This window comes from Dactylosporangium sp. NPDC048998 (genome assembly GCF_043197855.1).
GTDB lineage: Bacteria > Actinomycetota > Actinomycetes > Mycobacteriales > Micromonosporaceae > Dactylosporangium.
The window spans coordinates 54,125-78,795 of sequence record NZ_JBICTV010000011.1 but is presented as its reverse complement, the minus strand read 5'-3'; the positions used below and the strand labels follow the sequence as shown (position 1 = coordinate 78,795).

Genomic DNA, 24,671 nt, shown 5'->3' with positions numbered 1-24,671 from the left:
TGCCGGTCGGCATGCCTTGTTCGTCGCGGGCCGGTCGCCGAGGCTTCCCTTCGGGCCCGCGCCGGATCCGATCGCCCAGCCGTCGCTGGCGGTGCGACCGGCGGGCCGCACAGGTGGCCGTTGCGTTGGTTGCGAGGTGCTATGACCGGACCGAATCGACTGTCCACAATGGTTGGTCCGCCGACCTGCCGTGCGGTCGAGGACACCGTCCGCGACCTGTGGCGCGACTACTTCCGCCGCGAGGTCGGGCCGGACGACGACTTCTACGACCTCGGCGGGGACTCGCTGACCGTCGCCGACATCGTGGTCGCGGCGCGGTCGCGCGGACTGCCGCTGCGCAGTTCGCAGGCCCTGCGTCACTCGACGCCGGCCCGCCTGGCCGAGGCGCTCACCATCGGTGCCGAGGGCGCCCCGCCGGTGGAGATTCCCGCGCTGCACGCGGACACGACCGGTCCGGACGAGGCGGTGCTGCCGCCGACGACCGGCGCCGGCCCGGCGCTGTACGTCGTGCACTCCGACAGCCACGCGGGCGCCGAGCGGGACGCGGTCGCCGGCTGGGACAACCCCGGGCCGGTGCGCCGCCTCCCGTTGCCGCCGGCGCCGGCCGCCGACCCGATCGGCGCGGTGGCCGATCAATTGGCCCGCGTCGTGCGCGCCGACCGGCCGACCGGCCCGTATCGCGTGGCGGGCTTCGGCCTGGGCGCGGTGATCGCCGCCGAGATGGCCCGGCAGCTGGACGGGGTGGAACTGCTGGTGCTGGTGGACGTACCCGGACCGGGGGAGCCCGGCGGAGTGCGCGAGTCCCTGCGGCGGCGCGAGGCCATGCTGGCGCGGCGGTTCGCGCTCACCGGCGCCGAGACGGTCGATGAGATCCACGCCCGGGCGTCCGCGGCCGGCTGGTACGTCGACGTGGCCCCGCAACGGCTGCCCGAGCGGCATGTGACCTGGGCCCGTCTGACCACCGCGCTGGGCGAGCACCGGCCCGCCGCCGACGCTACGCCGGCCGTCTGTGTTCAGGACCGCGTGCGGTCGGCCGCCCTCGACCGGTGGGCCGGCGCGCTGGCGAACCTCGGCGTGCACTGGGTCGAGCACGGCATCGCGGCGCCCGACGCGCTGCTGCGCGACCCGCTGGCCGCCGCCGAGATCCGCAAGCGGCTCGCGGCATGAGCGCCGTCTCGACACGCTGGCTGGCCCGGCCCGCGGCGGTGGACGCTCCGCGGCTTCGCCTCATCTGCGTTCCGCACGTCGGCGCCGGCGGGGCGGCCTTCAACTCCTGGCTCGGCCGCATGCCCGACGGGGTGGAGCTGTGCGCGGTACGCCTGCCCGGCCGGGAGAACCGGCTCGCGGAGCCGCTGCTGGAGGACTGGCAGGAGATGCTCGCGGCGCTACAGCCAGCGGTGGCCCCGTTGCTCGACGTGCCGTACGTGCTGTTCGGCCACTGCTCGGGCAGCGTCATCGCCTACGAGCTGGCCCGTCGCCTGTCCGCGGCGGGCACGCCGCCGCGGACGCTGGTGGTGACGTCCACCGACGGGCCGTCCCTGCGCCGGATCGACGACCCGCTGCACCTGCTGCCGCAGCGGGAGCTGATCGACCGGGTCATCGGCTACGGCGGCATGGCCAAGGGGGTGCTCGACGACCCGGACCTGATGGACATGTTCGCGCGCATCCTGCGAGCGGACTACCGGCTGGTGGAGAACCTGGTGTACTCGGACGGACCGCCGCTGGACGTCCCCATCGTCGCCATCGGCGGCCGCCGGGACCGGTTCGTCCCGGTCGCCGCGCTGAGCGCCTGGTCCGCCGCGACCACCACCGACTTCGTCCTGCACCTGCTGGACGGCGGCCACTACATCCTGGCCGAGGCGGCCGGGCCGGTCGCCGCCGTCCTGCGCGATCTGTTGGAGCGCCGGACATGACCACACCACCGTTCTCGCTGCCCCGCGCGTGGCGCGACGACGCGTTCCCGGGCCCGCGCGAGGCCGCCGTCGTGCACGCCGTCCCCGACCGGGCGGTCGCGTTGGCGGTGCACCTCGCGGTGCTGAGCGCGCTCACCGACGACGCGGAGATCCGCACCACCATCCGCGTCGACGGCCGCGCCCGGGACGTGCGAGCCGAGCCCGGCCGCCGGGGGCGATGGCCGGAGTCGGTGGCGCGCGCCCGGTCCGTGCTGGACGCCGCCGGCGAACCGGTGGGCGAGCCGGCGCCCGGACAGGTGCTGTTCACGGACGCGGCCGCAACGGGATACGCGCTCGTGGTCGAGCTGCACGCGGGAGGCCTGACGCTGCGGGCGTACCACGGTGCGCTCGCGGGAGACCGGCTGGAGCTGCTCGCCGAGATGTACCGCGCGGCCCTCGCCGACGCGACCGGCGACGGACCGGCGGTGGTCGCGGTGCCGCCGGACGAGTGGTCGGCGCTGCGACGCTGGGGGACCGGTCCGGTCGTCGACCGCGGCGCGACGACGTTCGTGGACCTGTGGGAGGCGCAGGCCGCGCGTACCCCGGACACGACGGCGGTGCGGGTGGACGGCGGCACACTGACCTACCGGGAGCTCAGCCACCGCGCGCGACAGTTCGCCCGGCACCTGGGGGAGCTGCGCACGGACCCGGACGCGCCGGTCGGCGTCTCGCTGCGGCGCACCGCGGATCTGCTGCCGGTACTGCTGGGCACGTGGCTCGCCGGCGCGGCCTACCTCCCCCTGGACGTGGACCTGCCCCCGGCTCGGCGGCGCGAGATGATCGACAGCGCCGGCTGCGGGGTGATCGTGACCACCACCGACCAGCTCGCCGCGCTGACGGATGCGGGGTCGCGCACCTTCTGCCTGATGGACAAGGAGCGCGAGCTGATCGCGGAGCGGTCGGCCGGGCCCCTCCCCGGGCGGAGCGACCCGGACGCGCTGGCCTACCTGATGTACACATCGGGCTCCACCGGAAAGCCGAAGGCCGTCATGGTCCAGCACCGCGGCCTGGTCAACTACCTGCTGTGGGCGGCGGAGGCGTACCTGGCCCGCGGCGCCGGCGGCTCGCCGTACTTCACCTCGATCTCCTTCGATCTCGGCGTGCCGAGCCTGTTCGGGCCGCTGCTCGTCGGGCAGGCGGTCGACCTGCTGCCCGACCCGCTGGACGTGGCCGACCTGGGGCGGCTGCTCGCGTCGGGCGCCCCGTACAGCTTCGTCAAGATGACGCCCGGCCATCTGAACCTCCTCGCCCTGGACCTGGAGCCGGCCGAGGCGCACGTCCTGGCCGGGCTGGTCATCGCGGCCGGCGACGCGTTCCCGGTCGAGCTCGCCGCCCGCTGGGCGGCGCTGGCCGGCCCGGGCGGCACGCCGGTGGCTACGGAGTACGGCCCGACGGAGATCACCGTGGGCAACTCGGGCCAGACCGTGGACCACTCCCAGTGGACGGGGTTGATTCCGCTCGGCGACCCCATTGCGAACACCACGATGTACGTGCTGAACGCCCGGTCGGAGCCGGTACCCGCCGGTGTGCCGGGGGAGGTCTACGTCGGCGGCACGGGCGTGGCCGCCGGCTACCTGGGCGCGCCGGCGCTCACCGCGGATCGGTTCGTGCCGGACCCCTGGGGCCCGCCGGGCGCGCGGATGTACCGCACCGGCGACCGGGGCCGCTGGCAGGCCGGTGCGCTCGAGTTCCTGGGGCGGATCGACGGCCAGCGCAAGATCCGGGGGCACCGGGTGGAGCTGGGTGAGGTCGCGGCGGCGGTGCGCCGGCACCCCGATGTGGCCGACGCGGTCGTCATCGTCCACGAGCGGCCGGCGCGCCCGGCGCGCCTTGCCGCGTTCGTGGTGCTCGTTGCGCAGCGCGTCCTGGACGCCAGGGCGCTGCGGGCGGCGCTGGCCGAGGAGTTGCCCGAGTACATGATCCCGACGGACATCCGCGCCGTTGCGGATGTGCCGCTGACGGCGAACGGCAAGATCGACAATCGCCGGTTGGAGAGCCTGTTGACCGACCCGCAAGGCGGTAACCCGTGAACGAGACGTATCAGGTCGTGCGCAACGACGAGGAGCAGTACTCGGTGTGGCCGGCCGACCGCGAGCCCCCGGCCGGCTGGCGGGCCGATGGGGTCACCGGCACCCGGGAGGACTGCCTGACGTACATCGGCGATGTGTGGGCCGACCTGCGCCCGCTCAGCCTGCGCAGGGCCGGCCGATGAGCACGACACGGCCGGACCTGCTGCCGGAGCTGGTCATCGCGCGCGCCCAGCAGTGCCCGGAGGCGCCCGCCGTGATCTCCGACCGGGGCAGCGTCACTTACGCCGAGCTGGTCCGGTCGGCCACCCGCGTGGCCGGTGCGCTGCGCGGGTACGGCGTCGGCCGGGAGTCGATCGTGGCGGTGCTCGTCGCCCCGGGGCCGGACCTGGTCGCCACGCTGCTCGGAGTCTGGCTGGCCGGCGGCTGCTACCTGCCGCTGGATCCCATGGCCCCGGCCGCCCGCATCCGGCAGGTGTGCGCCCTCGCGGACGCCCGAGTGGTGGTCGCCGACCCCGAATGGTCGCCCGAGGCCCTGGGCCTGGGCGACGCCGTCGCCCTGTGCCGGCCCGCCGCGCTGCAGGCCCCGGCCGACCGGCCGGCCCTCACGGTGGCCACCCACCCGCGCCAGGCCGCATACATGATCTTCACGTCGGGTTCGACCGGCGCGCCGAAGGGCGTGGTGATCGAGCATCAGGCCATCGCGAACCGGGTGGCCTGGGCGGTCCGCGCCCTGGACCTGGCGCCGCACGACCGGGTGCTGCAGAAGACGCCGCTCACCTTCGACGCCGCCGGCTGGGAGATCTTCGCCCCGCTGGTCTGCGGCGCGCCCGTGACGGTGGGCCGACCGGGCGCCGGCCGGGACCCGGGCGAGCTGATCGCCTCGGTCCGCGAGCGGCGGGCCACCGTCCTGCAGGTGGTGCCGAGCATGCTGCGGCTGCTCGCCGCCGAGCCGGACCTGGCCGCCTGCACGACACTGCGCGCCATCTCCTCGGCCGGCGAACCGCTGCGCGCCGAGCTGTGCCACCGGGTCCGCGAGCGGGTCGACGTGGCGATCTGGAACACCTACGGGCCCACCGAGTGCGCGATCGACGTGCTCGCGGCCCGGTTCGAGCCCGCGCAGCGCGAGGGTCCCGTGCCCATCGGCCACCCGATCGACAACGTGCGGGTCGTGCTCGAGCCGGCCGGCGACGGGCTGCACGAGCTGTGCGCGGCGGGCATCAACGTCGGCCGCGGGTACCACGGCGACCCGGCGCAGACCGCTGCCCGGTTCGTTCCGGACCCGGACGGCCCGCCCGGTGCTCGCATGTACCGCACCGGCGACCTCGTCCGCGTCCGGCCCGACGGGGCGTTGGTGTTCGTCGGCCGGGCCGATCAGCAGGTCAAGATCAATGGTGTCCGGGTCGAGCCGGGCGAGGTCGAGGCCGCGCTGGAGACTCACCCCGCGGTCACTGCGGCGGCGGTCCGGGCCGCCGACGATCCGCACGGCGTGCGGCGGCTCGCGGCCTGGGTGGTGCTGACCCGGGCCGGCGCCGCCGCCGAGCTCGTCCCGTACCTGCGGGAGCGGCTGCCGTCCACAATGGTGCCCACGGCGGTGACCCCCGTCGCGTCGCTGCCCCGGACGAGCAGCGGCAAGATCGACCGCACCCGGCTTCCCGAGCCGGACTGGAGCCGGGCGCGAGCCGTCGACCGCGCCCCGGCCCGCACCGCGCAGGAGCGCATCGTCGCGACGGTCTGGCAGGACCTGCTCGGCGTCGACGACGTCGAACCCGACGACGACTTCTTCCGCCTCGGCGGGCATTCGCTCCTGCTGGCCCGCTTGTCGGCCCGGCTGGCGGAGGCGTCCGGACTGCAGGTGCCCTTCCGTGACCTGCACTACGCCGCGACCGTCCGCGAGCAGGCGCGCCTGCTGCAGGACGCGGCGACGGTCGTGCCGATAGACCGGCTGCCGGAGGACGCCCGGCTGCCGCTGTCGCACGCCCAGGAGCGCTTCTGGGTGTTGGACCGGATGAACCCGGCGAGCCCCGAGTACCTGATCCCGGTTGTGGTCAGACTGCCCGCCGACGCCACCGTGGCGGAGGTCGAGGACGCCCTGGCCCGGCTCACCGCGCGGCACGACATCCTGCGCTCGCGCTTCGTCATGGACGCCGAGGGCCTGTGCTCGATCGTCGAGCCCGTGGTCCGGGTGCCGGTGCGCGACATCGGCGCCGCCGCGGACGCCGGCGCGGCGCTCGGAGCCGAACTGGCGGTGGGCTTCCGTCTGGACACCGCGCCGTTGCTGCGGGCGGTGCTGCTCACCGACGGCGACGAGCGGCTGCTCCTGGTCGTCTACCACCACATCGTGGGCGACGGCTGGTCGTCCGCCATCATCGACCGGGAGCTCTGCGAGATCATCGAGGCCAACCGCCGGGGCCGGCGGCCGGACCTCCCGGCGCCCTCGTTGCGCTACGCGGACGTGGCCGCCTGGCTGCGGGCGCAGCTCGGCGCCGAGACGCGCGACGAGCAGCGGGCGTACTGGCGCGAGGCGCTCGCCGACCTGCCGCCGCTCGCGCTGCCGAGCGCCGGGGCCCGTGGCCCGCAGTGGCGGCCGGGCGGCGCGACGGTGGCGTTCGACGTTCCCGCCGAGGCGGTCACGGCGCTGCTCGCGGCGGGCCGGGCGGTCGGAGCCAGCTCGTACGTCACCTGGCTGACGGTCTGGACGCTGGCGCTGGCCCGCGCCGCCGATCAGTGGGACTTCGGGGTCGGCTGCCCGCATGCCGGACGGTCCCGCCCCGAGCTGCACGACGTCGTCGGGCCGTTCGTCAATGTCGTGGTGATCCGCGCCGGCCTGCACCCGGACATGTCGTTCGCCGAGGCGGTCGCCCGGGTCGCGGCGGTGGCCCGGGAGGGCTTCGCGCGGCACGCGCTGCCGTTCGAGGAGGTCGCGGAGGCGGTTGGCGCCGCGCGGGACCTGTCCCGCACGCCGCTGTTCCAGACGATGTTCACGATGGTGGGCGACGGGCAGGTCGGGCAGCGGCTGCGTGAGCGCGACGTGGAGCTGCTGGGGCCGGTCTGGTCGACGGCGCGCACCGACTTCGTGCTCACGCTGTGGCCGTACCCGGACGGGCGGCTCGGCGGCGCGCTGGAGTACGCCCGCGACATCTATCCGGAGCCGGCCGCGAGCGGCCTCGCCGCGGCCGTGCCGGCGCTGGCGGCCCGCTTCGCCGCCGAGCCGGAGCTTGCCGTCGGTACCCCCGGTCTGGAGCCGCCCGCCGCGGCGCTCGCCCCGGGGGAGGAGACGGTCCTCGGCTTCATCCGGGAGCTGTGGGGCAACGAGGACATCGGGCTCGAGGACGACGCGATGCAGCGGGGCGGGACGTCGCTGCTCGTGGCGCGCCTGCTGTGGAACGTGCAGACCACGTTCGGCGTCGAGGTGCCGATGTGGGTGTTCTTCGACGAGCCCACCGCGGCCGGGCTCGTGCGCGCGATCGAACAGTTCGGCGCGGCCGGGGCCGAGCGATTCGAGCCCACGACGGAGAGTGTGTAACGAGCCGCAGGAGGGGCCGCATCCCGGCCCCTCCTGCGGCTCGCGTCAGGCCAGCGTGGGCCAGTCGGCCAGATCGGCGCCGTGCACCTGGATCAGCGCCAGCACGATGCGCTCGATGCCGAACGCCGTGCACGCGGTGTGGGCCGGCTCCTGGCCGCGGTAGCTGATGTCGAAGCGCAGGCCGAGGTGATCCTTGTGGTAGTTGGCCGAGGCGATCGCGGTGCCGGTCGCCTGCCCGGGCAGTGCCGCCACGAACTCGTACTTGAGATCCTGCTGCTTCTGGCTGTTGCGCATGAGCCGGGCGCCCGGGCCGAAGAACGGGTCGCTCGCCGGCACGACGGAGACGGTGACCCCCAGCCGCGCGAACAGCGCCTCACCGCGGGCGATCCACGCGTCGCGCCAGTCCCGTGCGGTCGCCGCGTCGGCCACCATGACGAACTCCCGCATCCGGAAGGAGCGGAACCGGCCGAGCTCGCTGGTCGCCTCGTGCCGATAACAGTAGCCCGCCGCGTCGAAGTGCCGAGGACCTTCGATCACGCCGTCGGCGATGCGCGGGTACACGCTGTAGCAGACGGCCGGCGCGAGCACCAGATCGGTCGCGCCCCGGTCCTCCTCGCCGACGACCGTGTCGGCCGACGCGTCCAGGGCCAGCGCGTGCACCGTGCCGAGCAGGTTGGGGAAGCCGTCGGCGTACTCGGAGCGGTCGATGGTGGCCCGCGGCACCACGGGTGCGTACCAGATCGGCCCGGCCGAGCCGAACGGATCGGACCCCGTCAGCACGGCCTGGAGGCCCGCCACCACCGACTCGAACTTCGGCGTGAAGCTCAGCAGTCCGTTCGCGGTCGGTGGTAGTGCCCAGTCGCCGTCCACCAGTGGACCGAACGCGTCCCGCGACGCGGTCCCGGGCAGGGCTGTCATCTCGGCTGTCATGCTCTTCCCATGCTCCTTGCTTCGGTGAGGCGCTTCGGTGAGGGCAGGGCTGCGCGAACGGGCCGCATCGCGCTTGCTCAGCGCACGTCGCGCAGCGTGGGCGGAAGGGTGCCGTCGGCGGCCGCCGCGAGCACAGCAACGTAACGTTCGGCCAGTCGAGCGGCGGTCTGCTCGGTGAACAGGCTGGTGTTGTACTTGATCTTGGTCAGCGTCTCCAGCCCGCTGGACATCACGTGCATCGTGAGGTCGAACTGGCCCAGCTGCTGGGGTACGTCGAACCGCGACATCGCGACGCCGGCGCGCTCGACGCGACGGCCCGGCAGGATGGCGGCGGACAGCTCGTCGCCGGTGTCGGTGTTCATCACGAACATCACCGGCAGCAGGCCGGCCTGGCTCGGGTTGCGTCGCACCGAGGTCAGCCGGGGCATGAGCGCGAACGGGTACTGCCGGTGCAGCAGCCCGCTGAGCAGCTTCTCGCCGGTGCGGCGCACCAGCTGGTCGAACGGCCCGTCGAGGTCGATCTCGGTGCACAGCGGCAGCGAGTTGACGAAGTACCCGATGGACCGGCGGTACCGCCGGAAGGACCGCTGGGTCGTCGGGTAGCCGACGATGAACCGAGTCTGCCCGCTGGCCAGGAACAGTACGAGCTGAAACGCCGAGAGCAGCACTGCGAACGGCGTGGTGTTGTAGCGCGACGCCGCCTGCCTGACCCCGGCCAGGAGCTCGGGCGGCAGGTCGAACCGGAGCTCGGCGCCCACGAACTGGTGCACCGCGGGCCGGGGGTGGTCGGTCGGCAGCTCCAGGTAGCCGGGGACCGCGGCGAGCTCGCGCCGCCAGTGATCGCCCGAAGCGGCGGCCCGCGGCGATGCGATGAACCGCTCCTGCTCGACCAGGTACGCGTCGAAGTCGCTGCCGTCGTCCGCCGGGGTGTGCGGGTCGCCGCCGCCGGCCGCCGCGTACTCGTCGAGGATGTCGAACAGCAGCACCACCTGCGACACGTCATCGAGGATGATGTGATGCGCGGTGATCAGCAGCACGTCGTCGTCGCCGCGGCGCAGCAGCGCCACCCGGACCGCCGGTCGGGCGGCCAGCCGGAACGGGGTCTGCACCAGGTCGGTGGCGAACCGGCGCACCGCGTCGTCGTCGCCCGGCACGTCGTACACCTCGAGGGTGCCGGCGGGGCCGGCGAAGCGCCGGGGCGTGCCGTCGACCGCGCGGAACACCGCGTGCAGCAGCCGGTGGCTCGACAACACCCGGGACACGGCCGCCGCCAACCGGTCGACGTCCACAGTGGAGTGCAGCGTGACGGCGCCGGCGACGTTGTAGGCGGCGCAGTCGGGAACCAGCTCCTGGATGAACCAGAGGGCCTCCTGGCCGATGGTGAGCGGATGGCCGGCTTCCCCCGGGACGTGTTGGCGGTACACCACTCGACCAGTAGGACATGCGGCGGAAATCGGAAACAGGAACCTGCGGCGGCAACTACAACTGCCGCGTAGTTGCCTGGTCCGACCCGCGCCGCCCTCCTAGCGTCGGTGGGCGTTGGTCGCTTCGGACGTGGGGTTGACGGCTGTGATCTACGAACATGCGTACGACATGATCGTTGACGACGTGTTTCTGCATCTTGGGGATGCGGCCCCGAACGTCGACATCCACCTGAAGATCGAGGGCCTGAACCCGGCGGGAACGATCAAGCTCAAGGCCGCCGCGCGCATGATTCAGGACGCCGAGGAGCGCGGGCTGCTCAGGCCGGGCAGCCGCGTCATCGAGTCGTCCTCCGGCGGGCTCGGCGTCGCGGTCGCCATGGTGTGCGCGGGGAAGGGGTACGACTTCGTCTGTGTGACGGACCCGAACGCGTCACCGCACAGCCTGGACGTCATGCGGGCCCTGGGCGCCGAGATCGTCACCGTCAACTCGCCCGATGGCAATGGCGGCTACCTGGGCAGCCGCATCGCGTACATCCGCGTGCGGCTCGCCCGCGACCCGGACCTGGTCTGGCTGAACCAGTACGCGAACCCGGTCAACTGGATCACCCACGACCAGACCACGGCAACCGCGATCACCAACGCCTTCCCGGACCTGGACTATCTCTTCGTCGGCACCGGCACCTCCGGCACTCTGATGGGCTGCGTGCATCATTTCCGCAGGGTCTCCCCGGCCACGAAGATCATCGCGGTCGACGCGCTCGGTTCGGTGAGCTTCGGCGGGCCGTCGCAGCCCCGGTTCATCCCGGGCATCGGCACCAGCCGCCGGCCGGAGATCCTGCGGCCGGAGCTGGTCGACGAGGTGGTGACGGTGGCCGAGCCGGACACCGTCGCCGTCTGCCGCTGGCTGCGGCGCCGATACGGGTTGTTCGCGGGTGGGTCCACCGGCTCGGTCGTCTCCGCGATCCTCGGCACCGCACCGTACCTGCCGGCCGGCGCCCGCATCGTGGGCATCTCCCCGGACTTCGGGGACCGCTACGCCCAGTCCATCTACGACGACGCCTGGGTGTCCGAGCGGTTCGGCCCGCAGTGCCTCGAACTGGAGTACCTCGCGCCGCGGTCCCTCGATCCCGTCGGTGCCGCGGCGCTCACTCTGACGACCGAGGAGCGTTGATGGCCTTCCCCTTCCATGTCATGCGGGGGCCGGACGTCGCCGAACTCCTCGCCGCCGACCGGCCGGGCATCGTCGAGCTGGTCCGAGAGACGTACCTCGCACACCACGACGGCGCGACGGTGAACCCGAGCAGCCACTTCCTGCGCTTCCCGGACGACCCCGCCGCGCGGATCATCGCGCTGCCGGCCGCGCTGCGCGGCACCGATGCGGCCGGTCCGCCGGGCGTCGCCGGCATCAAGTGGATCGCCAGCTTCCCGGGCAACGTCGAGCGCAACCTGCCGCGGGCCTCGGCGGTACTGGTCCTCAACGATTTGTCGACCGGGTACCCGTTCGCGGTGCTGGAGGCGGCCGCGATCAGCGCGGCCCGCACCGCCGCCTCGGCGGCGCTGGCCGCGGAGGCCCTGCACGGTTCCCGCGCCGCCGCTAAGGTCGCCGTCGTCGGCGCCGGCGTCATCGCGCGGACGGTGCTGGACTTCCTGCACGCCCAGCGGTGGCGTATCGACGGCGTGGCCGTGTACGACGCGGTGCCCGAATACGCGGACCGGCTCGCGAGCTACGCCGATGGTCTCGGCTGGCCCGGCACCGTCGCCGACAAGCTGGGCGACGCGGTGGACGGCGCCGACGTGGTCGTGCTGGCAACGACCGCCGCGACGCCGTACATCCTCGACCCCGGAGCCTTCGTCGCCGGCCAGACGGTGTTGAACCTGTCGCTGCGCGACATCGGCCCGGAGCTGATCGCCGCCGCCCACAACGTCCTCGACGACGTGGAGCACTGCCTCACCGCCGGCACGTCGCCGCACCTCGCCGCGCAGGCTTACGGGCACCGCGAGTTCGTCGACGGCACGATCGCCGAGTTGCTGCGCGGTCAACTCGACATCACCGCGGCCAAGCCGCGGATCTTCTCGCCATTCGGGCTCGGCGTCCTCGACCTCGCCGTCGGGCTGCGGGTGTTCCGCGCCGGTCTGGCCGCCGGGCGGTGCCTGGCGGTGGCGGACTTCTACGCAACCGTCGAACGCTGGTAGCTGAGGAGGTGGTTCCGTGTGTCGTGACACAGCACGCCACGTGATCTCGCTGAGTGATCTGTCCGATGTGGACATACGCCGGATCGTCGCGCGGGGCGGCGAGTTCGCCCGGGGCGCGGCCGCCGGGCTCCGGCCGCAGCCGACACTGGCCGGTTCGGTGATCGGTCTGTACTTCAGCCGGACGTCGACCCGCACTCGGACCGCCTTCTCGGCCGGTGCGCTGCGACTCGGCGCATCGGTGGTCGCGTACGGACCGGGCGATCTGCAACTGAACACGGGGGAGACGAGCGAGGACACCGGCCGCGTGCTGGCCGGCATGCTCGACGCCCTGGTCGCCCGCACCGCCGGCGACCCGGCGGAGATGCGGGCCTGGGCCCGGCAGGAGAGGATGGCGGTGGTCAACGCGATGAGCGCCGACGAGCACCCGACGCAGGCCCTGGCCGACCTGACCACGCTGGCCGGACAGTTCGGCGCGGTCGACGGGCTGCGGCTGCTCTACGTCGGCGAGGGCAACAACACGGCGGCGGCACTGGCGCTCGGGCTCAGCCGGTACCCCGGCGTCCGGCTGGACCTGCGTACGCCGCCCGGGTACGGCCTCGCCGCCGAGATCCGGGACCGGGCCGCGGCCGCGGCCGCGGCCAGCGGCGCCGTCATCCGCGAGCGGCACGACATGGCCGAGCTGCCGGCGGACGCCGAGGTGGTGTATACGGCGCGCTGGCAGACGACCGGCACCAGCAAGCCCGACCCGGACTGGCGGGCCGTGTTCGACCCGTTCCGGGTCACGACGGCGGTGATGAGCGCCATGCCGAAGGCGGTGTTCATGCACGACCTGCCGGCGCACCGGGGCGAGGAGGTCGACGCCGAGGTCCTCGACGGGCCGGCCAGCATCGCCTTCACCCAGGCGGAGTCCAAGATGTACAGCGCCATGGCGGTCCTGGAGTGGTGTCATGGTGCGGGCTGACGAGCACCGGCTGCGGCTGCACCGGATGGTGCCGTTCCGGGCGACGTCCTCCGTCTCGATCACCGAGATCTCCAGCGAGCTGGGGCTGTCCGCCGGCGCGCTGCGGATGCTGACGAGCTTCCTCGGCCTGGACCGGGTCGCCGACGCGGAGCCCTACTCGGTGCTGGACATGTTGCACGGCATCGCCGAGGAGGCGCTGACCGGGCTCGACCGCTCGCGGGTGCGCTACCTGGTCCACGCGCACACGATGCAGCTGGTGGCGCCGCCGGCCGTGGGCCTGGTGCGCACGCTGTCCGGCAAGCTCGGGCTGCGCGAGGCCCGGGCGTTCTCGATGGCGCACCAGAACTGCGCGACCGGACTGAACGCGCTGGACGTGCTCGCGGCGCTGCTGCGCGCCGAGCCGCCGGGCAGCCTCGCGCTGCTGCTGGTGGGCGAGCGCGCGAACTGCCGGAAGCTGCAGGTCATCCCGGGTACCACGGTGGTCGGCGACGGAGCCGTGGCGATTGTGGCCGGCCTCGGCGGCGCCGCCGACACGGTGATCGGCTCGGCTCGCCGCACGCTCGGCGAGTACTACCAGTCGGTGGACATGCCGGTCGAACTGCGGCGGCAATACCAGAAGATCTACCTGCCGACGCTGTGGGAGGTGATGCGCGACGCGGTCGCGGACGCCGGTCTCGGCCTCGACGACATCGCCCTCATGCTGCCGCACAATGTGAACCGGCTGTCCTGGTCGAACCTGGCCGAGCAGACCGGCTTCCCGCTCGAGCGGATCTACCTCGACAATGTGCCCCGCACCGCGCACTGCTTCGGTGCGGACCCTTTCGTCAACCTGGTCGACGCCCGGCGCGCCGGCGCCGTGCGACCCGGCGACGCGGCGCTGCTCGTCACGGCGGGCCAGGGCGGGACATTCGCCGCGGTCGTGCTGCGGATCGGTGATGTGCCATGACCGATCCGACCGATCCGACGTTCACCGCCCGTCTGAAGCGCGCCGTCGTGGGCGATGCCAGCGCGCGGTTCGTCTACCTCAACAACTTCGAGGTCGAACGGGTCTGGGGCCGCGACGAGCCGGGCCTGCCCGGTGCGGGCCTGACGTTCACCGGCGTCACGGTCAACCGCATGGAGGAGTGCGGGGTGCTGCTGGCCGACGACAGGGACGCCGTCGTGCTCAAGGCCCCGGTGGACGACGCCTACCTCGCCTACCTCCGGTCGCTGGACCTGGCGGCGGGCCGGCGGATGATTGTCGACCGCAACGAGCCGGCCCAGTCCGTCACCGCGAACGCGCTGGACTCGCCGCGGCTGCTGGCTGCCCTCGCCGCGCTCGCCGACGGCGGGACGTACCTGATGCCACTGGGCGTGTCGCCCGATGAGGAGCGCCTGTCGGCGGTCACCGGTCTGCCCCTGGCCGCGCCGGGGGCCGCTGTGTGCAAGCGGGTGAACGGCAAGATATTCAGCCGTGAGCTGGTCGACGCGGCCGGGCTCACGCCGGTGCCCGGAACCGAGTGCCGCACGGTCGCCGAGCTGGCCGAGGCGCTGCGGACCCGGTTCGTGCCCGGCGACGGCGTGCGGGTGGTGGTCAAGGAGTCCCTCGGCGTGTCGGGCCGGGGCATGGTCGTGCTGGACCGCGCCCAGCAGGCCGAGCGGCTGCTGCGGTCCATGGGCCGCTACCACCCCGACGGCCGGGCCTCGCTGGTCGTCGAGCGCTGGATCGACAAGGCGTGCGACCTCAACTACCAGTTCATCGTCGGCCGCGACGGCGCCGTGCACTTCGAGACGGTCAAGACAGCGCTGGTCGACGGCGGGGTACACCGCGGTCACCTGTTCCCGCCGACGCTGCGGCCGGAGCAGACCGGCGAACTCGAGAAGGCCGCCGCGGAGATCGGCCGCGCCCTGGCCGCCGAGGGCTACTTCGGGCTGGTCGGCGTGGACGCCATGCTCGGTGTCGACGGCACGCTCTACCCGTGTCTGGAGATCAACGCCCGGTTCAACATGGCGACGTATCAGAACCGCGTCGCCGAGCGCTTGCTGGACCGCGAGCAGTGCGCGCTGGCCACCGTGTTCGATCTGCGGCCGCGACGGACGTACGGCTTCGAGCAGGTGGTCGCGGCGCTCGGCGATCTGGCGCTGGATGCCGGGGACCGCAGGGGCGTCCTGATCAACAACTTCGCGACGCTGAACGCCGCCGTCGTCGACGGTGAGGAATCGTACGGGCGGTTGTACGGCATCTGCATCGGTGAGACAGCGGCCGAGGTCCGAGATCTACGGGACGCGGCCGAGGCCGCATTGACGAAAATGGTGGTGGCCGGGCCGTGACCGGAATCGACTGGGCCGACATCGCGGCGACGTACGGTACCCCGACCTACGTTTACGACGGGGACTGGCTGGACGAGCACCTGCGCGGCCTGCGCGCGACCCTGCATCCGGCGCTCGAGGTGTTCTTCTCGCTGAAGTCCAACCCGAACCGCGGCGTCTACGACGTGCTGCGCGCGGCCGGGGCGCGTGCCGAGGTGTCCTCGCTGGCGGAGCTCGCCACCGTGCGAGCGTCCGGCACCGACGCCGCCGACATCGTGTTCCTCGGACCCGGCAAGAGCCCGGAGGAGATCGCCGCCTGCGTCGACGCGGGGGTGTACGCGATCATCGCGGAATCCTTCGCCGAGCTCGACGACATCGAGGCGGCCGCACGGGAGCGCGGTGTCCGGCAACGGGTCCTGCTGCGGGTCAACCCGGCCTCCTCGGTCTCCGGATCACGACTGACGATGGGCGGCAAGCCGCGTCAGTTCGGCATCGACGAGGCGCAGGTGCTGGCCGGCGATGCGCGCCTGACCTCGCTGCCCCACGTCGACGTGGCCGGCATTCAGGTGTACCTGGGCACCCGAATCCTGGACCCCGACGTGGTCGTGCGCAACACCGAGCAGATTCTGGATCTGGCCGACCGGGTCGCGGCGACCTGCGGCATCCGGCTGGACGCCGTCGACATCGGCGGCGGCCTCGGGGTGGCGTACTTCGACGGTGAGTCCGACTTCGACCTCACCGCCCTGGCCAAGGACCTCAACCCGCTGATCGACCGGTTCGCCGCGACGCACCCGGGGACCCGGCTGCTCATGGAGGCCGGCCGGTACCTCACCGCGCTCGCCGGCACGTACCTGATGCGAGTGCGGTACGTGAAGGAGTCGATGGGTGAGCGCTTCGCGGTCGCCGACGGGGGGACACACCACCACATGGCCGCGGTGGGCATCGGCTCGTTCGTCAAACGCAACTTCCCGATGGAGCTGCTGTCCCGGCCCGCCGACGGGCCGCTGATCCCCTGGACGCTCACCGGCCCGCTGTGCACGCCCAACGACACTGTCGGCAAGGGCGTGCGACTGCCCGAACTGGTTCCGGGCGACCTGATCGGTGTCCGCCGGTCCGGCGCGTACGGACCGAGCGCTTCGCCCGGTCTGTTCCTCAGCCACGGCTACCCGGCCGAGGTCATGGTCCGGCGCGGACGGACCTACCTGGTCCGCGAGCGGGACACCGTGGAAGACGTGCTGCGGGCCCAGCGCACCCACCCCGACCTTTCATTCCTGACCACTTCCAACTGCGAGGAGAGCACATGACCGCCGACATTCGGGCCGTGCTGCGGGACGCGCTCGCCGACGTCTTGCACAAGGACATCGGCGAACTGAACGACGACACGCGGCTCTTCGCCGAACTCGGCCTCGACTCCACCGGCGTGATCGAGCTGATCATGGAGCTGGAGGACGCGATCGACGTGCGGATCGACCCGGAGACGGTCACCGCCGACGTGTTCGAGACCGTGGCCTCGCTCGTCGGGTACCTCGAGGCCCACGTCGTACACCAGTCGGCCGGGTAAGCGGTGCTGGGCCGTCCCGAGGTCCGGGTCATCACCGGGCAGGCTCGCTGTGTCCAGTCCGACTTGGAACGGGGTGCCATGCCCGACCTGCTCGCCAGGTACGGCATGGAGCCCGACCCGGCCGGCTACGAGCGCAGCCCGGGCAACTCGTTCGTGCACATGGTGGCCGAACTGCTGCAAAGCCTGGACCGGCCGCTGTCCACGCTGGACACGGTCGTGCTCGCGTACCATCTGCCCGATCTGAAAATTGCCGAGGCCGCGAGCGGGTACGTCGCCACCGTCTGCCCCGGCGAGCCTGACGTGTTCTCCGTGTCCGAGCAGGGGGTCGGCGCCCCGTTCACGGCGCTGCACATCCTCGACCGACTGCGGGCCGCCGGCGAGCGACGCGGCGCCGTGCTGGTGCTCGACCAGTCCACCGCCCACTACCACGACCCGGACACGCGCGAGCGGCAGATTCGGGACTGCGCGGTGCTGCTGCGCACCGGCGAGGCGGCCGGCGCCGATAGCACGGTCATCGGCGAGGTGGTCCAGGAACCGGTGGACGATCCGGCGGAGGCGCTGCTCGCCGAGGCGCGACGGCTCCCGGACTGCCGCATCGTCGTCGGCGCCCGGCTGGCCGAGTACCTCACGCCCGGCCAGCTCGCCGCGCACGGCATCGTCGCGGGCCCGGACCGGCACCTGTGCACCAGCCCCTGGCTCGCGCTCGCGGACGTATGGGCGCCGGACCGCACGACGATCGTCGCCGACTACGACCCGCACGCCGCGCTGCTGTTCCGCGTGGCGCTGCACCCCGCGGACGCGGCGTGAGCGCGGTGCATCCGGATCCGCCGGCCGGGTGCATCGCCGCCGGCCTGGCCGCCGTCCTCCACGGTGTGGACATCGCCGCGGCGGCCCGCTCCGGCGTCGCCGTGCTGCCCGCCGGCGAGCTGCCCGCGGCAGTCGCGGTGCGGCCGCACCCGCTGGCCTCGCTGGAGGGCCTCGCCCTGGTCCGGTTTCCGGTCGACCTCGGGGGAGCGGGCCTCGTCGGCCGGGCGGCCGGCGCGCTCGCCGAGCTACGGCACGGCGTGCTGGCCCGCCTTCTCGAGCTGGCCGTCGATCGGCTACGCGGCCGGCGCTTCGGCGGCGTACCGCTGATCGACCAGCAGCTCGTGCGCGGCGCGGTCGCGGACGTCGCGGCCGTGCTCGCGACCACCGCGTCGCCGCTCCCGCCGGACGCGTCGGCCGGCGTGGTCGCCGACCGGCACGAGCGGTTGACCACCGCCGGCTGGACGGTGATCCGGTTCTTCGGCGCCGAGGGCTACCTCACCGACCACCCCGCCCGTGCCCTGCACGTCTCGACGCTGGTCGCCGACGTCTGGATCGGGCCGGCGTCGTGACCGAGCTGGACGACCGCCTCACCATGCTGCGGGGCGCGGCCGCGGAGATGGCCCCGGAGCTGCGCCGCCACGCGCTCGCCGTGGACGCCGATCCGTACTGCGCGATCGGCGACCTGACCGCCCACCGTACGCTCACCGCGCTGACCACACCGGCCCGGTACGCCGAGCCGCTGCGGATCGGCCGGCACACGTTCCCCGCCGGGTCGTGCCTGGCCCAGGTGGTGTGCACGATCGAGTTCGGACGCGCCGACGCCGGCACGATGCTGACCTGGCCCGGCCCCGGACTGGCCGGCCGGCTGCTGGACGAGCTCGGCGATCCGGACCAGTGCGACTACTTCTACCGGGCGCTCGCACAACGGCGCACCGGATCGTTCTTCGCGATGACCGAGGCGGGGCGCGGCAGCGACGCGACGGCGCTGGAGACTGCGCTGGAGCCGGACGGCGACGGCTACCGGCTCCGGGGCGCGAAACGGTACGTGGGCAACGCCGCGCACGGTGGCGTCGGCGTGATCTTCGCGCGCACCGGCCCCGGACCGCTGTCGATACGAGCCGCGCTGGTGACCGTGCCCGCGCCGGGCCTGTCGACGCAACGGCTGGAAACCGTCGGCCTGCGCGGTGCGAGGCTCGCCGCCATCGACCTGGACGGGGTGCCGGTCGGGGCCGAGATGCTGCTCGGCCGGCACTTGCCCGTCAGCCGGCGCGGCCTGTGGGGCGCGATGCGCGTCTTCCACCACATGCGCGTGAACGTGGCCGCGCTCGCCGCCGGCACCGCCCAGGCCGTGTTGGACCTGGTCGCGGTGGAGCGCCCCGGCGCGCGGGGCCTGGACGTGCTCTCCGCCCGGTCGGCCGAGTGCCGCCAGTTGCTGTACGCGGCTGGCCACGCGGTCGATCACGCCCGGTCTCCCGCGGACTCCAGCACGGCGAAGCTGTCCGCCACCAGGCTCGCCTGGGACGCGGTCCGGTTCGCGATCGGGGCGCTCGGGCCGCTCGCGCTGATCGAGCAGCCGCTGCTGGAGAAGTGGGCCCGGGACGTCTGCGCGTTCGAGTTCATGGAGGGCACAAGCGACATCCAGCGTCAGCACATCGCCCGCGAGTACATCAAGGCCACGCCCGGCTGAGGGCCGGGCGTGGCCTCGTGCGGGCTCAGCCGGCGGCCGGGAGCCGCTCGGCCGGCACTCGGCTCAGCGCGAGGTCGAACACGGCACGGTTCACCTCGTAGTCGTCGTCGGCGCGGGCGGTGTCCATGATGAACGTCCGGCAGCCCGCCGCTATGTACCGGGCGACCTCGTCGGCGACCTTGTCGTAGGTGCCGACCAGATAGGGGCAGAACGTGGCGTACTGCTGGAACGGGCCCATCCAGTAGGGACTGCCGGGCCCGCCGGGGAACTCGTCGGCGTCGGAGAGCGCGGCGAGCCACCGCGAGTCGGTGGCGTCGCGCGCCATCTTCTGCAGCATTCGCCCGGCGCGAGTGGCCGGGAAGCGCTCGTGCGCGACGCGCCAGGCGTCCTCGTCCGAGTCGCGGGCGACGATGCCGAGGCGCACACCGCCACCGCGCAGGCTCGGGTCCATGCCGGAGCCGTCGGCGGCCGGCGGTTCCGGATAGCGCACGGGGACGGCGCCGAGCTCCCGGGCGGCCTGGAGACCGGCCTCGGAGGAGCCCGAGATGTACAACTCGGGGCGCAGGTGCTCCGCCAGCGCGGGGAAGAGCGCCAGCCCCTTGACCCGGTAGTGCTCGCCGTCGAACGTGACCGGCCCGGCGCCGTCGAGCAGGAGTCCGATCAGCCGGGCGTACTCCGCCAGCCGCCCGTAGCGGTGGTCGTGCTCCGTCGTGTCCGAAAGGGCGGCCAGGTCGGCGCGGCTGCCCCCGGCGACCAGGTTCAGGCAGATGCCCCGGCCGTAGAGCACCCCGTAGCTGGCCAGCTTTTTCGCGACCGCGTACGGGTGCATGTACACGGGCTGCAGGGCGACCAGCGGCTTGAAGCGCTCGGTGGCGCAGAGCACCTCCTGGGCCACCACCCACGGATCAATGGTGTTGTTGTCCGAGTAGACCAGGGCACCGACGAAGCCGACGGCCTCGCTCAACTGTGCCGCGCGCCGCACCTCTTCGCGGTAGTTCCCGCCGGAGCGGCTCGCGGGTGGGATGGTCGAGAATATCCTTACGTCGGACACCACTTCGCCTCTCTGTGATGGCGTTCTTCGGGTTGCGATCGGGGTCGCTCAGGTGCCGGCGGACCCGGCCGGGGCATCCAGCTCGGCCGCCTGTTCGTCGGTGAGCTCGAGGGCGGCCGCCGCGCAGTTCTCCGCCAGGTGCGACAGCGACGTGGTGCCCGGGATCGGCACAACGACCGGCGAACGCCGCAGCAGCCAGGCGAGCGCCACCTGCGACGGCGTGGCGCCGAGCGCCGCGGCGACCGTCTCCAGCCCGCCGCCGGGGCGCGCGAGGACCCCCTTGGCCAGCGGGAACCAGGGAATGAAGCAGATTCCCTCGCGCTCGCAGTGCGCCAGCACCTCCTCGGAGCGCCGCTCGGTGAGGTTGTACTGGTTCTGCACCGAGGCGATCGGCGTCAAGGCCCGGGACGCCTCGATCTCGGCGACCGTCACCTCGGAGAGGCCGATGTGGCGGATCTTGCCCTCGGCCCGCAGCTCCGCGAGGACGCCGAGCTGGTCCGCCAGCGGCACGAGCGGGTCGATGGCGTGCAGCTGGTAAAGGTCGATGGTGCAGACCCCGAGCCGGCGCAGGCTCATCTCGACGCACTGGCGCAGGTACTCCGGCCGGCCCACCGGCCGCCACAGGCCGGGTCCGGGCCGCACGACGCCCCCCTTGGTGGCGATGGTGACCCCGTCGTAGGGGTGCAGGGCCCGGCGGATCAGGTCCTCGCTGACGTACGGGCCGTAGCAGTCGGCCGTGTCGATGAAGGTCACGCCGAGCTCGACGGCCCGGCGCAGCACCGCGACGGCGTTGTCGGGATCGGCGGGCAGGTCCCAGATCCCGGGTCCGGTCAGCCGCATGGCACCGTAGCCCAGCCGGGCGACGGGCAGGTCGCCGCCGATCGCGTAGGTTCCACCGGCCCGGGTGCTCGGCGTGTGCGAGAGCGTCATCGCTGTATCGGATCCTTTCTGTGGGCGACCAGCGCGACGATCTGTTCCCGGCATTCGCGAGGACTGTCGAGCACGACGTCGGCCAGGTCTTCGTTGGACTGTTCGGCGCCCGGTCCACGCACGTGGATGCGGTGCACTCGGCTGACCATGCCCTCGGCCATCGCCCGGCCGGCGGCACGGAACATGGCGGCGTCGCCGCGGTCGTCGCCGGCCACCGCGAGGACGGCCGGGCGGTGCCGCCGCACGAGGTCCAGCACGGCGTCGCCCTTGTCGGGCAGGCCGGGCGGGCGCACCTCGGTCCAGCCCCGGCCGGGCACCACGACCAGGCCCGCGGCGGCGGCGCGGCCGGCCAGCGGGGCCAGCATCCGGGCGGCCGAGGCGGCGGGTACCGCGACGTGGTGCACGGTGAGGATGAGTCCCTTGTCCTCGACGGTCAGGCCGGGCCCGTCCGGCCGCTCGTTGAGGCGGGCGACCAGCGCCTCGGCGTGGGCCGCGAGCGTGCGGAGCCCGGCGGCGACGGCCGGCGGCACCGGGTGTCGCACCGGCTCGTCGTCCTCGGGCCGGAGCACCTCGGCGCCGTGCAGCCCGACCACGATGGTCGCCGCGCCGAGCACCCGGCGCGCGCTCAGGGCGCGGCGACCCGTCACGCACGCGAACGTCACGCCGGCGGTGCCGGTCAGCCGGGCGCAGAACCCCGGCAGCTCGTCCCGCTCGTCGCGCCAGCCCGGCAGATGGGGGCTCGCCGGCACGAGCGTGCCGTCGAGGTCGGCGGCGACCAGCACCCCGGCGGTCACTCGCCGGCCTCGTCCTGCGGTGCATCGAGCAGCCGCAGCTGCCGGGCGGCCCACTTCGGCAGGGCGACGCGGTCGCCCGCCGCGCGCATCCGCTCCCCCCGCGCCGCCCGCTCGGCGGCGGGCATCGCCACCGCCCGTCGCATGGCGCCGGCCAGCTCCACGATGTCGAACGGGTGCACCAGCAATGCGTCGTCGCCGAGGACCTCGCTCGCCCCGCAGGTCGGCGTGATCACCAGGACGGGGTTGCGCCGGCCGACCGCCGAACACTCGAACGCCGTCAGGTTCTGCCCGTCGATGACGGAGTTGACCAGGACAACGTCGGCGCGGGCGAGGCAGCCGAAGGTGAGCCGGCGGTCGTCGTCGATGAGCAGCCGAACCCGCTCGGCGCCGATGCGCTCGTTGGCGCGGGCGACGGCGGCAGCGACCCGGTCACGGTAGTCACGGTTCGCGGCGATGCCGAGCCGGTGTGGCTGGAGCCGGACCAGCAGCCGCGCGTCGAGGCCCCCGGGCGACGTCACGGCGTGCTCGAACGCCTGCACCGCCCGGTCGGCGTTCTTGATCGGATCGGTCCGCCCGGCGTGCACGAGCAGCGGCCCGTCCGCGACCCAGGCCTCCAGCTCGGCGGGCCATCGCCGGTCGAGTGCATCGACGGCGTCGGCGCCGTAGCTGAGCGGCTCGACGGCGACCCGGGTCGTGCGTCCGTGGTGGTGCACGGTGGCGGTGTCGTGGTCGACCACCGCGCCCGGAACGAACTCCTCGACGCAGCGCAGGAAGCGCCGCCGCCAGCGCTCCGCGAAGACCGCGACGACGTCCGCCGCCAGGACCCCGGCCATCAGGTCGGCCACGACGTGGCCGGGCAGCATTGCCAGCTGGTCGGGGCCGGGCCAGGCGATGTGGTGGAAGTACAGGATGCGTGCCCGCGGGTCGGCCGCGCGCAGCCTCGCCGGAACCAGGCTCAGCTGGTAGTCCTGCACGAGGTACGCGGCCCCGGCACGGTCGCAGCGGCGCAGCAGCGCGCCGGCGATGTCGTCGTTCAGCGCGTGCAGCGCCGCCCACGCCGGCTCGGTCGCGGGCCCGAACGTCGGCTCGGTCGCGCCGTCCCAAAGCCCGTGCATCGAATGCCACAACAGCTCGGTCACGTGGCCGTAGTGGGCCGGGTCCAGGGTCTGCGGTGCGTGCTCGACGAGCTGCAGCGCGATGTCCCGGCCGCCGGCCGAACGGACCACGAGACCGTCGGGGTGCCGGCGGGCCATCTTGACATCCGCCTCCGTCGCGGCGCTCGCCACGACGGTCACGTCGAAGGTGCCGGCGATGTCGCCGGCGACGCTGCCCGTGCTGCCGTTGAGCCGGGCGACGATCGCACCGTCGACGACCTCGTGGGCGACGGGAGCGGCCTTCGCCGCGACGAGCACGGGCGTCCTGTTCGGCATGAGCGGTTCCCTTCCTCGGTGCGGTCCTAGAATCCCGTCCGGTGGCCGGTCACGTGCTCGCCCTCGAGCACGATCGCGTCGCAGACCTCCGCCCCGGCGGCGACCGATGCGCCCGGCAGCACGACGCTGCGTCGCACGGTGGCGCCGTGCTCGACCGTGGCGCCGGGGTAGACCACCGACTCCTCGACGCGCCCCTCGACGGTGTCCGCGGCGCAGAGCGTGTTCAGGATCCGCAGGTCCGCCGTGGTGGTGAGCCGCATCGCCGATCCGGGCAGCGTGCGGGGCATGTCGTGCGGCCGCAGGGTCGGCCGGTCGCCGAGCAGCCGCAGGTGCGCGCGGTGGTACCGCTCGACCGTGCCGATGTCCTCCCAGTACGAGTGCACCGGGAAGCCGGCGATCCGCTCGCCGTTCGCGAGCATGGCCGGGATGACGTCCCGGCTCAGGTCGTGCTGCCACGCGGTGTGTCGCAACGTCTCGAGGTAGCGGGCGAGCACGGCCCGATCGAACAGGCAGAAGGCGCTGAAGATCAGGTTGCTGGTCGGCTCGGCCGGCTTCTCGACGAACGCGGTCAGCCAGCCGTCCGCGTCGAACTCGACCATCCCGAACAGCTTCACGTACTCGGGCAGGATCTCCTGGAAGCCGATCGTCAGCGCCGCCCCGGTGGCCCGGTGGTGGGCGAGCATCGGGCGGTAGTCGTAGTTGTAGACGTGGTCGGCGTGCAGGACGAGTACGTCGCGGAACCGGTCGGCGAACACGAACTCGGCGTTGGTGAGCAGCGCGTCGGCGGTCCCGTGCTCCGGCGGGCGCGGCGGCAGCTGCGCGACGTCCTGGCCGGCGTCGATCACGGCGTCGTGCGGGCCCAGATGGATGTGCATCCGGCCGGGCAGCTCCCAGTGGGTGCGCAGGTACCGGATGAGCCGTTGCTCGTTGAAGTGCGACAACAGCAGCACCTCGGTGAGGCCCGAGCCGAGCGCGTTGGCGATGCTGAAGTCGACGAGATGGCACTGGCCGCCGAACGGCACCAGGGGCTTCGGGCGCTGCCCGGTCAGCGGGCCGAGCCGGTTGCCGCGGCCGCCGGCCAGCAGTACCGCCCGCACGTCGTGCATCGG

At 73.3% G+C, this 24,671-nt stretch carries 22 protein-coding genes; 15 read left to right on the top strand and 7 right to left on the bottom strand.

Annotation, left to right across the window (positions count from 1 at the left end):
• Positions 1-168 precede the first annotated feature (168 nt).
• The 5 genes from ACGFI8_RS25085 to ACGFI8_RS25065 are packed head-to-tail and all read left to right on the top strand — an operon-like array spanning position 169 to position 7,505.
• Complete coding sequence (locus ACGFI8_RS25085; RefSeq protein WP_392808432.1) at positions 169-1,167, top strand: phosphopantetheine-binding protein; 999 nt, start codon at positions 169-171, stop codon at positions 1,165-1,167.
• A complete protein-coding gene (locus ACGFI8_RS25080; RefSeq protein WP_392808431.1) occupies positions 1,164-1,913 on the top strand; it encodes a thioesterase II family protein in 750 nt (249 codons plus the stop codon). The genes ACGFI8_RS25085 and ACGFI8_RS25080 overlap by 4 nt, the downstream gene beginning before the upstream one ends.
• Positions 1,910-3,982: an amino acid adenylation domain-containing protein gene (locus ACGFI8_RS25075; protein ID WP_392808429.1), complete on the top strand. Its 2,073-nt coding sequence runs from the start codon at positions 1,910-1,912 to the stop codon at positions 3,980-3,982. The genes ACGFI8_RS25080 and ACGFI8_RS25075 overlap by 4 nt, the downstream gene beginning before the upstream one ends.
• Positions 3,979-4,164: an MbtH family protein gene (locus ACGFI8_RS25070; protein ID WP_392808427.1), complete on the top strand. Its 186-nt coding sequence runs from the start codon at positions 3,979-3,981 to the stop codon at positions 4,162-4,164. Before ACGFI8_RS25075 ends, ACGFI8_RS25070 begins: the two co-directional genes overlap by 4 nt.
• Positions 4,161-7,505: an amino acid adenylation domain-containing protein gene (locus ACGFI8_RS25065; RefSeq protein ID WP_392808425.1), complete on the top strand. Its 3,345-nt coding sequence runs from the start codon at positions 4,161-4,163 to the stop codon at positions 7,503-7,505. Before ACGFI8_RS25070 ends, ACGFI8_RS25065 begins: the two co-directional genes overlap by 4 nt.
• Positions 7,506-7,550: 45 nt before the next feature.
• On the opposite strand, the gene ACGFI8_RS25060 is transcribed toward ACGFI8_RS25065, so the two are convergent.
• Both ACGFI8_RS25060 and ACGFI8_RS25055 read right to left on the bottom strand, forming a co-directional pair.
• The gene (locus ACGFI8_RS25060) at positions 7,551-8,435 is read right to left on the bottom strand and encodes an aminoacyl--tRNA ligase-related protein (RefSeq protein ID WP_392808423.1); all 885 of its coding nucleotides are present in this window, start codon (positions 8,433-8,435) and stop codon (positions 7,551-7,553) included.
• A gap of 77 nt (positions 8,436-8,512) precedes the next feature.
• Positions 8,513-9,862, bottom strand: a complete 1,350-nt coding sequence (locus ACGFI8_RS25055) for a condensation domain-containing protein (RefSeq protein WP_392808421.1) — start codon at positions 9,860-9,862, stop codon at positions 8,513-8,515.
• 142 nt (positions 9,863-10,004) lie between these two features.
• Between ACGFI8_RS25055 and sbnA the strand changes: the two genes are divergently transcribed.
• The 10 genes from sbnA to ACGFI8_RS25005 all read left to right on the top strand — a co-directional run bounded on the left by sbnA (position 10,005) and on the right by ACGFI8_RS25005 (position 19,357).
• Positions 10,005-11,030 carry a 2,3-diaminopropionate biosynthesis protein SbnA gene (gene sbnA, locus ACGFI8_RS25050; RefSeq protein ID WP_392808420.1) on the top strand — a complete coding sequence of 342 codons (1,026 nt, stop codon included), beginning with the start codon at positions 10,005-10,007 and terminating at the stop codon, positions 11,028-11,030.
• On the top strand, positions 11,030-12,052 hold the full coding sequence (gene sbnB / locus ACGFI8_RS25045) for a 2,3-diaminopropionate biosynthesis protein SbnB (RefSeq protein WP_392808418.1): 1,023 nt from the start codon (positions 11,030-11,032) through the stop codon (positions 12,050-12,052). The genes sbnA and sbnB overlap by 1 nt, the downstream gene beginning before the upstream one ends.
• Before the next feature lie 16 nt (positions 12,053-12,068).
• Positions 12,069-13,013: an ornithine carbamoyltransferase gene (locus ACGFI8_RS25040; RefSeq protein WP_392808416.1), complete on the top strand. Its 945-nt coding sequence runs from the start codon at positions 12,069-12,071 to the stop codon at positions 13,011-13,013.
• Positions 13,000-13,959, top strand: a complete 960-nt coding sequence (locus ACGFI8_RS25035; protein WP_392808414.1) for a 3-oxoacyl-[acyl-carrier-protein] synthase III C-terminal domain-containing protein — start codon at positions 13,000-13,002, stop codon at positions 13,957-13,959. Before ACGFI8_RS25040 ends, ACGFI8_RS25035 begins: the two co-directional genes overlap by 14 nt.
• Entirely contained in the window at positions 13,956-15,323 is a 1,368-nt protein-coding gene (locus tag ACGFI8_RS25030; protein ID WP_392808412.1) for an ATP-grasp domain-containing protein, read from the top strand. Before ACGFI8_RS25035 ends, ACGFI8_RS25030 begins: the two co-directional genes overlap by 4 nt.
• Positions 15,320-16,606 (top strand): type III PLP-dependent enzyme, encoded by a 1,287-nt coding sequence (locus ACGFI8_RS25025; RefSeq protein ID WP_392808410.1) that lies wholly within the window; start codon positions 15,320-15,322, stop codon positions 16,604-16,606. The genes ACGFI8_RS25030 and ACGFI8_RS25025 overlap by 4 nt, the downstream gene beginning before the upstream one ends.
• Positions 16,603-16,863: an acyl carrier protein gene (locus tag ACGFI8_RS25020; RefSeq protein WP_392808409.1), complete on the top strand. Its 261-nt coding sequence runs from the start codon at positions 16,603-16,605 to the stop codon at positions 16,861-16,863. Before ACGFI8_RS25025 ends, ACGFI8_RS25020 begins: the two co-directional genes overlap by 4 nt.
• A gap of 78 nt (positions 16,864-16,941) precedes the next feature.
• Positions 16,942-17,670 (top strand): hypothetical protein, encoded by a 729-nt coding sequence (locus ACGFI8_RS25015; protein WP_392808407.1) that lies wholly within the window; start codon positions 16,942-16,944, stop codon positions 17,668-17,670.
• The gene (locus ACGFI8_RS25010; protein WP_392808406.1) at positions 17,667-18,239 is read left to right on the top strand and encodes a hypothetical protein; all 573 of its coding nucleotides are present in this window, start codon (positions 17,667-17,669) and stop codon (positions 18,237-18,239) included. The genes ACGFI8_RS25015 and ACGFI8_RS25010 overlap by 4 nt, the downstream gene beginning before the upstream one ends.
• Positions 18,236-19,357, top strand: a complete 1,122-nt coding sequence (locus ACGFI8_RS25005; RefSeq protein ID WP_392808404.1) for an acyl-CoA dehydrogenase family protein — start codon at positions 18,236-18,238, stop codon at positions 19,355-19,357. The genes ACGFI8_RS25010 and ACGFI8_RS25005 overlap by 4 nt, the downstream gene beginning before the upstream one ends.
• A gap of 25 nt (positions 19,358-19,382) precedes the next feature.
• Here the strand turns inward: ACGFI8_RS25005 and ACGFI8_RS25000 are convergent, their stop codons facing one another.
• From ACGFI8_RS25000 to ACGFI8_RS24980, 5 genes are read right to left on the bottom strand one after another with little or no spacing between them, the layout of a single operon-like run.
• The gene (locus ACGFI8_RS25000) at positions 19,383-20,408 is read right to left on the bottom strand and encodes an LLM class flavin-dependent oxidoreductase (RefSeq protein WP_392808403.1); all 1,026 of its coding nucleotides are present in this window, start codon (positions 20,406-20,408) and stop codon (positions 19,383-19,385) included.
• A gap of 48 nt (positions 20,409-20,456) precedes the next feature.
• A complete protein-coding gene (locus ACGFI8_RS24995) occupies positions 20,457-21,338 on the bottom strand; it encodes an aldo/keto reductase (protein ID WP_392808402.1) in 882 nt (293 codons plus the stop codon).
• Positions 21,335-22,132, bottom strand: coding sequence for a trehalose-phosphatase (locus ACGFI8_RS24990; RefSeq protein ID WP_392808400.1), 798 nt, complete (start codon positions 22,130-22,132; stop codon positions 21,335-21,337). Before ACGFI8_RS24990 ends, ACGFI8_RS24995 begins: the two co-directional genes overlap by 4 nt.
• Positions 22,129-23,562, bottom strand: coding sequence for a trehalose-6-phosphate synthase (locus ACGFI8_RS24985; protein ID WP_392808398.1), 1,434 nt, complete (start codon positions 23,560-23,562; stop codon positions 22,129-22,131). The genes ACGFI8_RS24990 and ACGFI8_RS24985 overlap by 4 nt, the downstream gene beginning before the upstream one ends.
• 26 nt (positions 23,563-23,588) lie before the next feature.
• Positions 23,589-24,668, bottom strand: coding sequence for a sugar phosphate nucleotidyltransferase (locus ACGFI8_RS24980; RefSeq protein WP_392808395.1), 1,080 nt, complete (start codon positions 24,666-24,668; stop codon positions 23,589-23,591).
• Positions 24,669-24,671 lie beyond the last annotated feature (3 nt).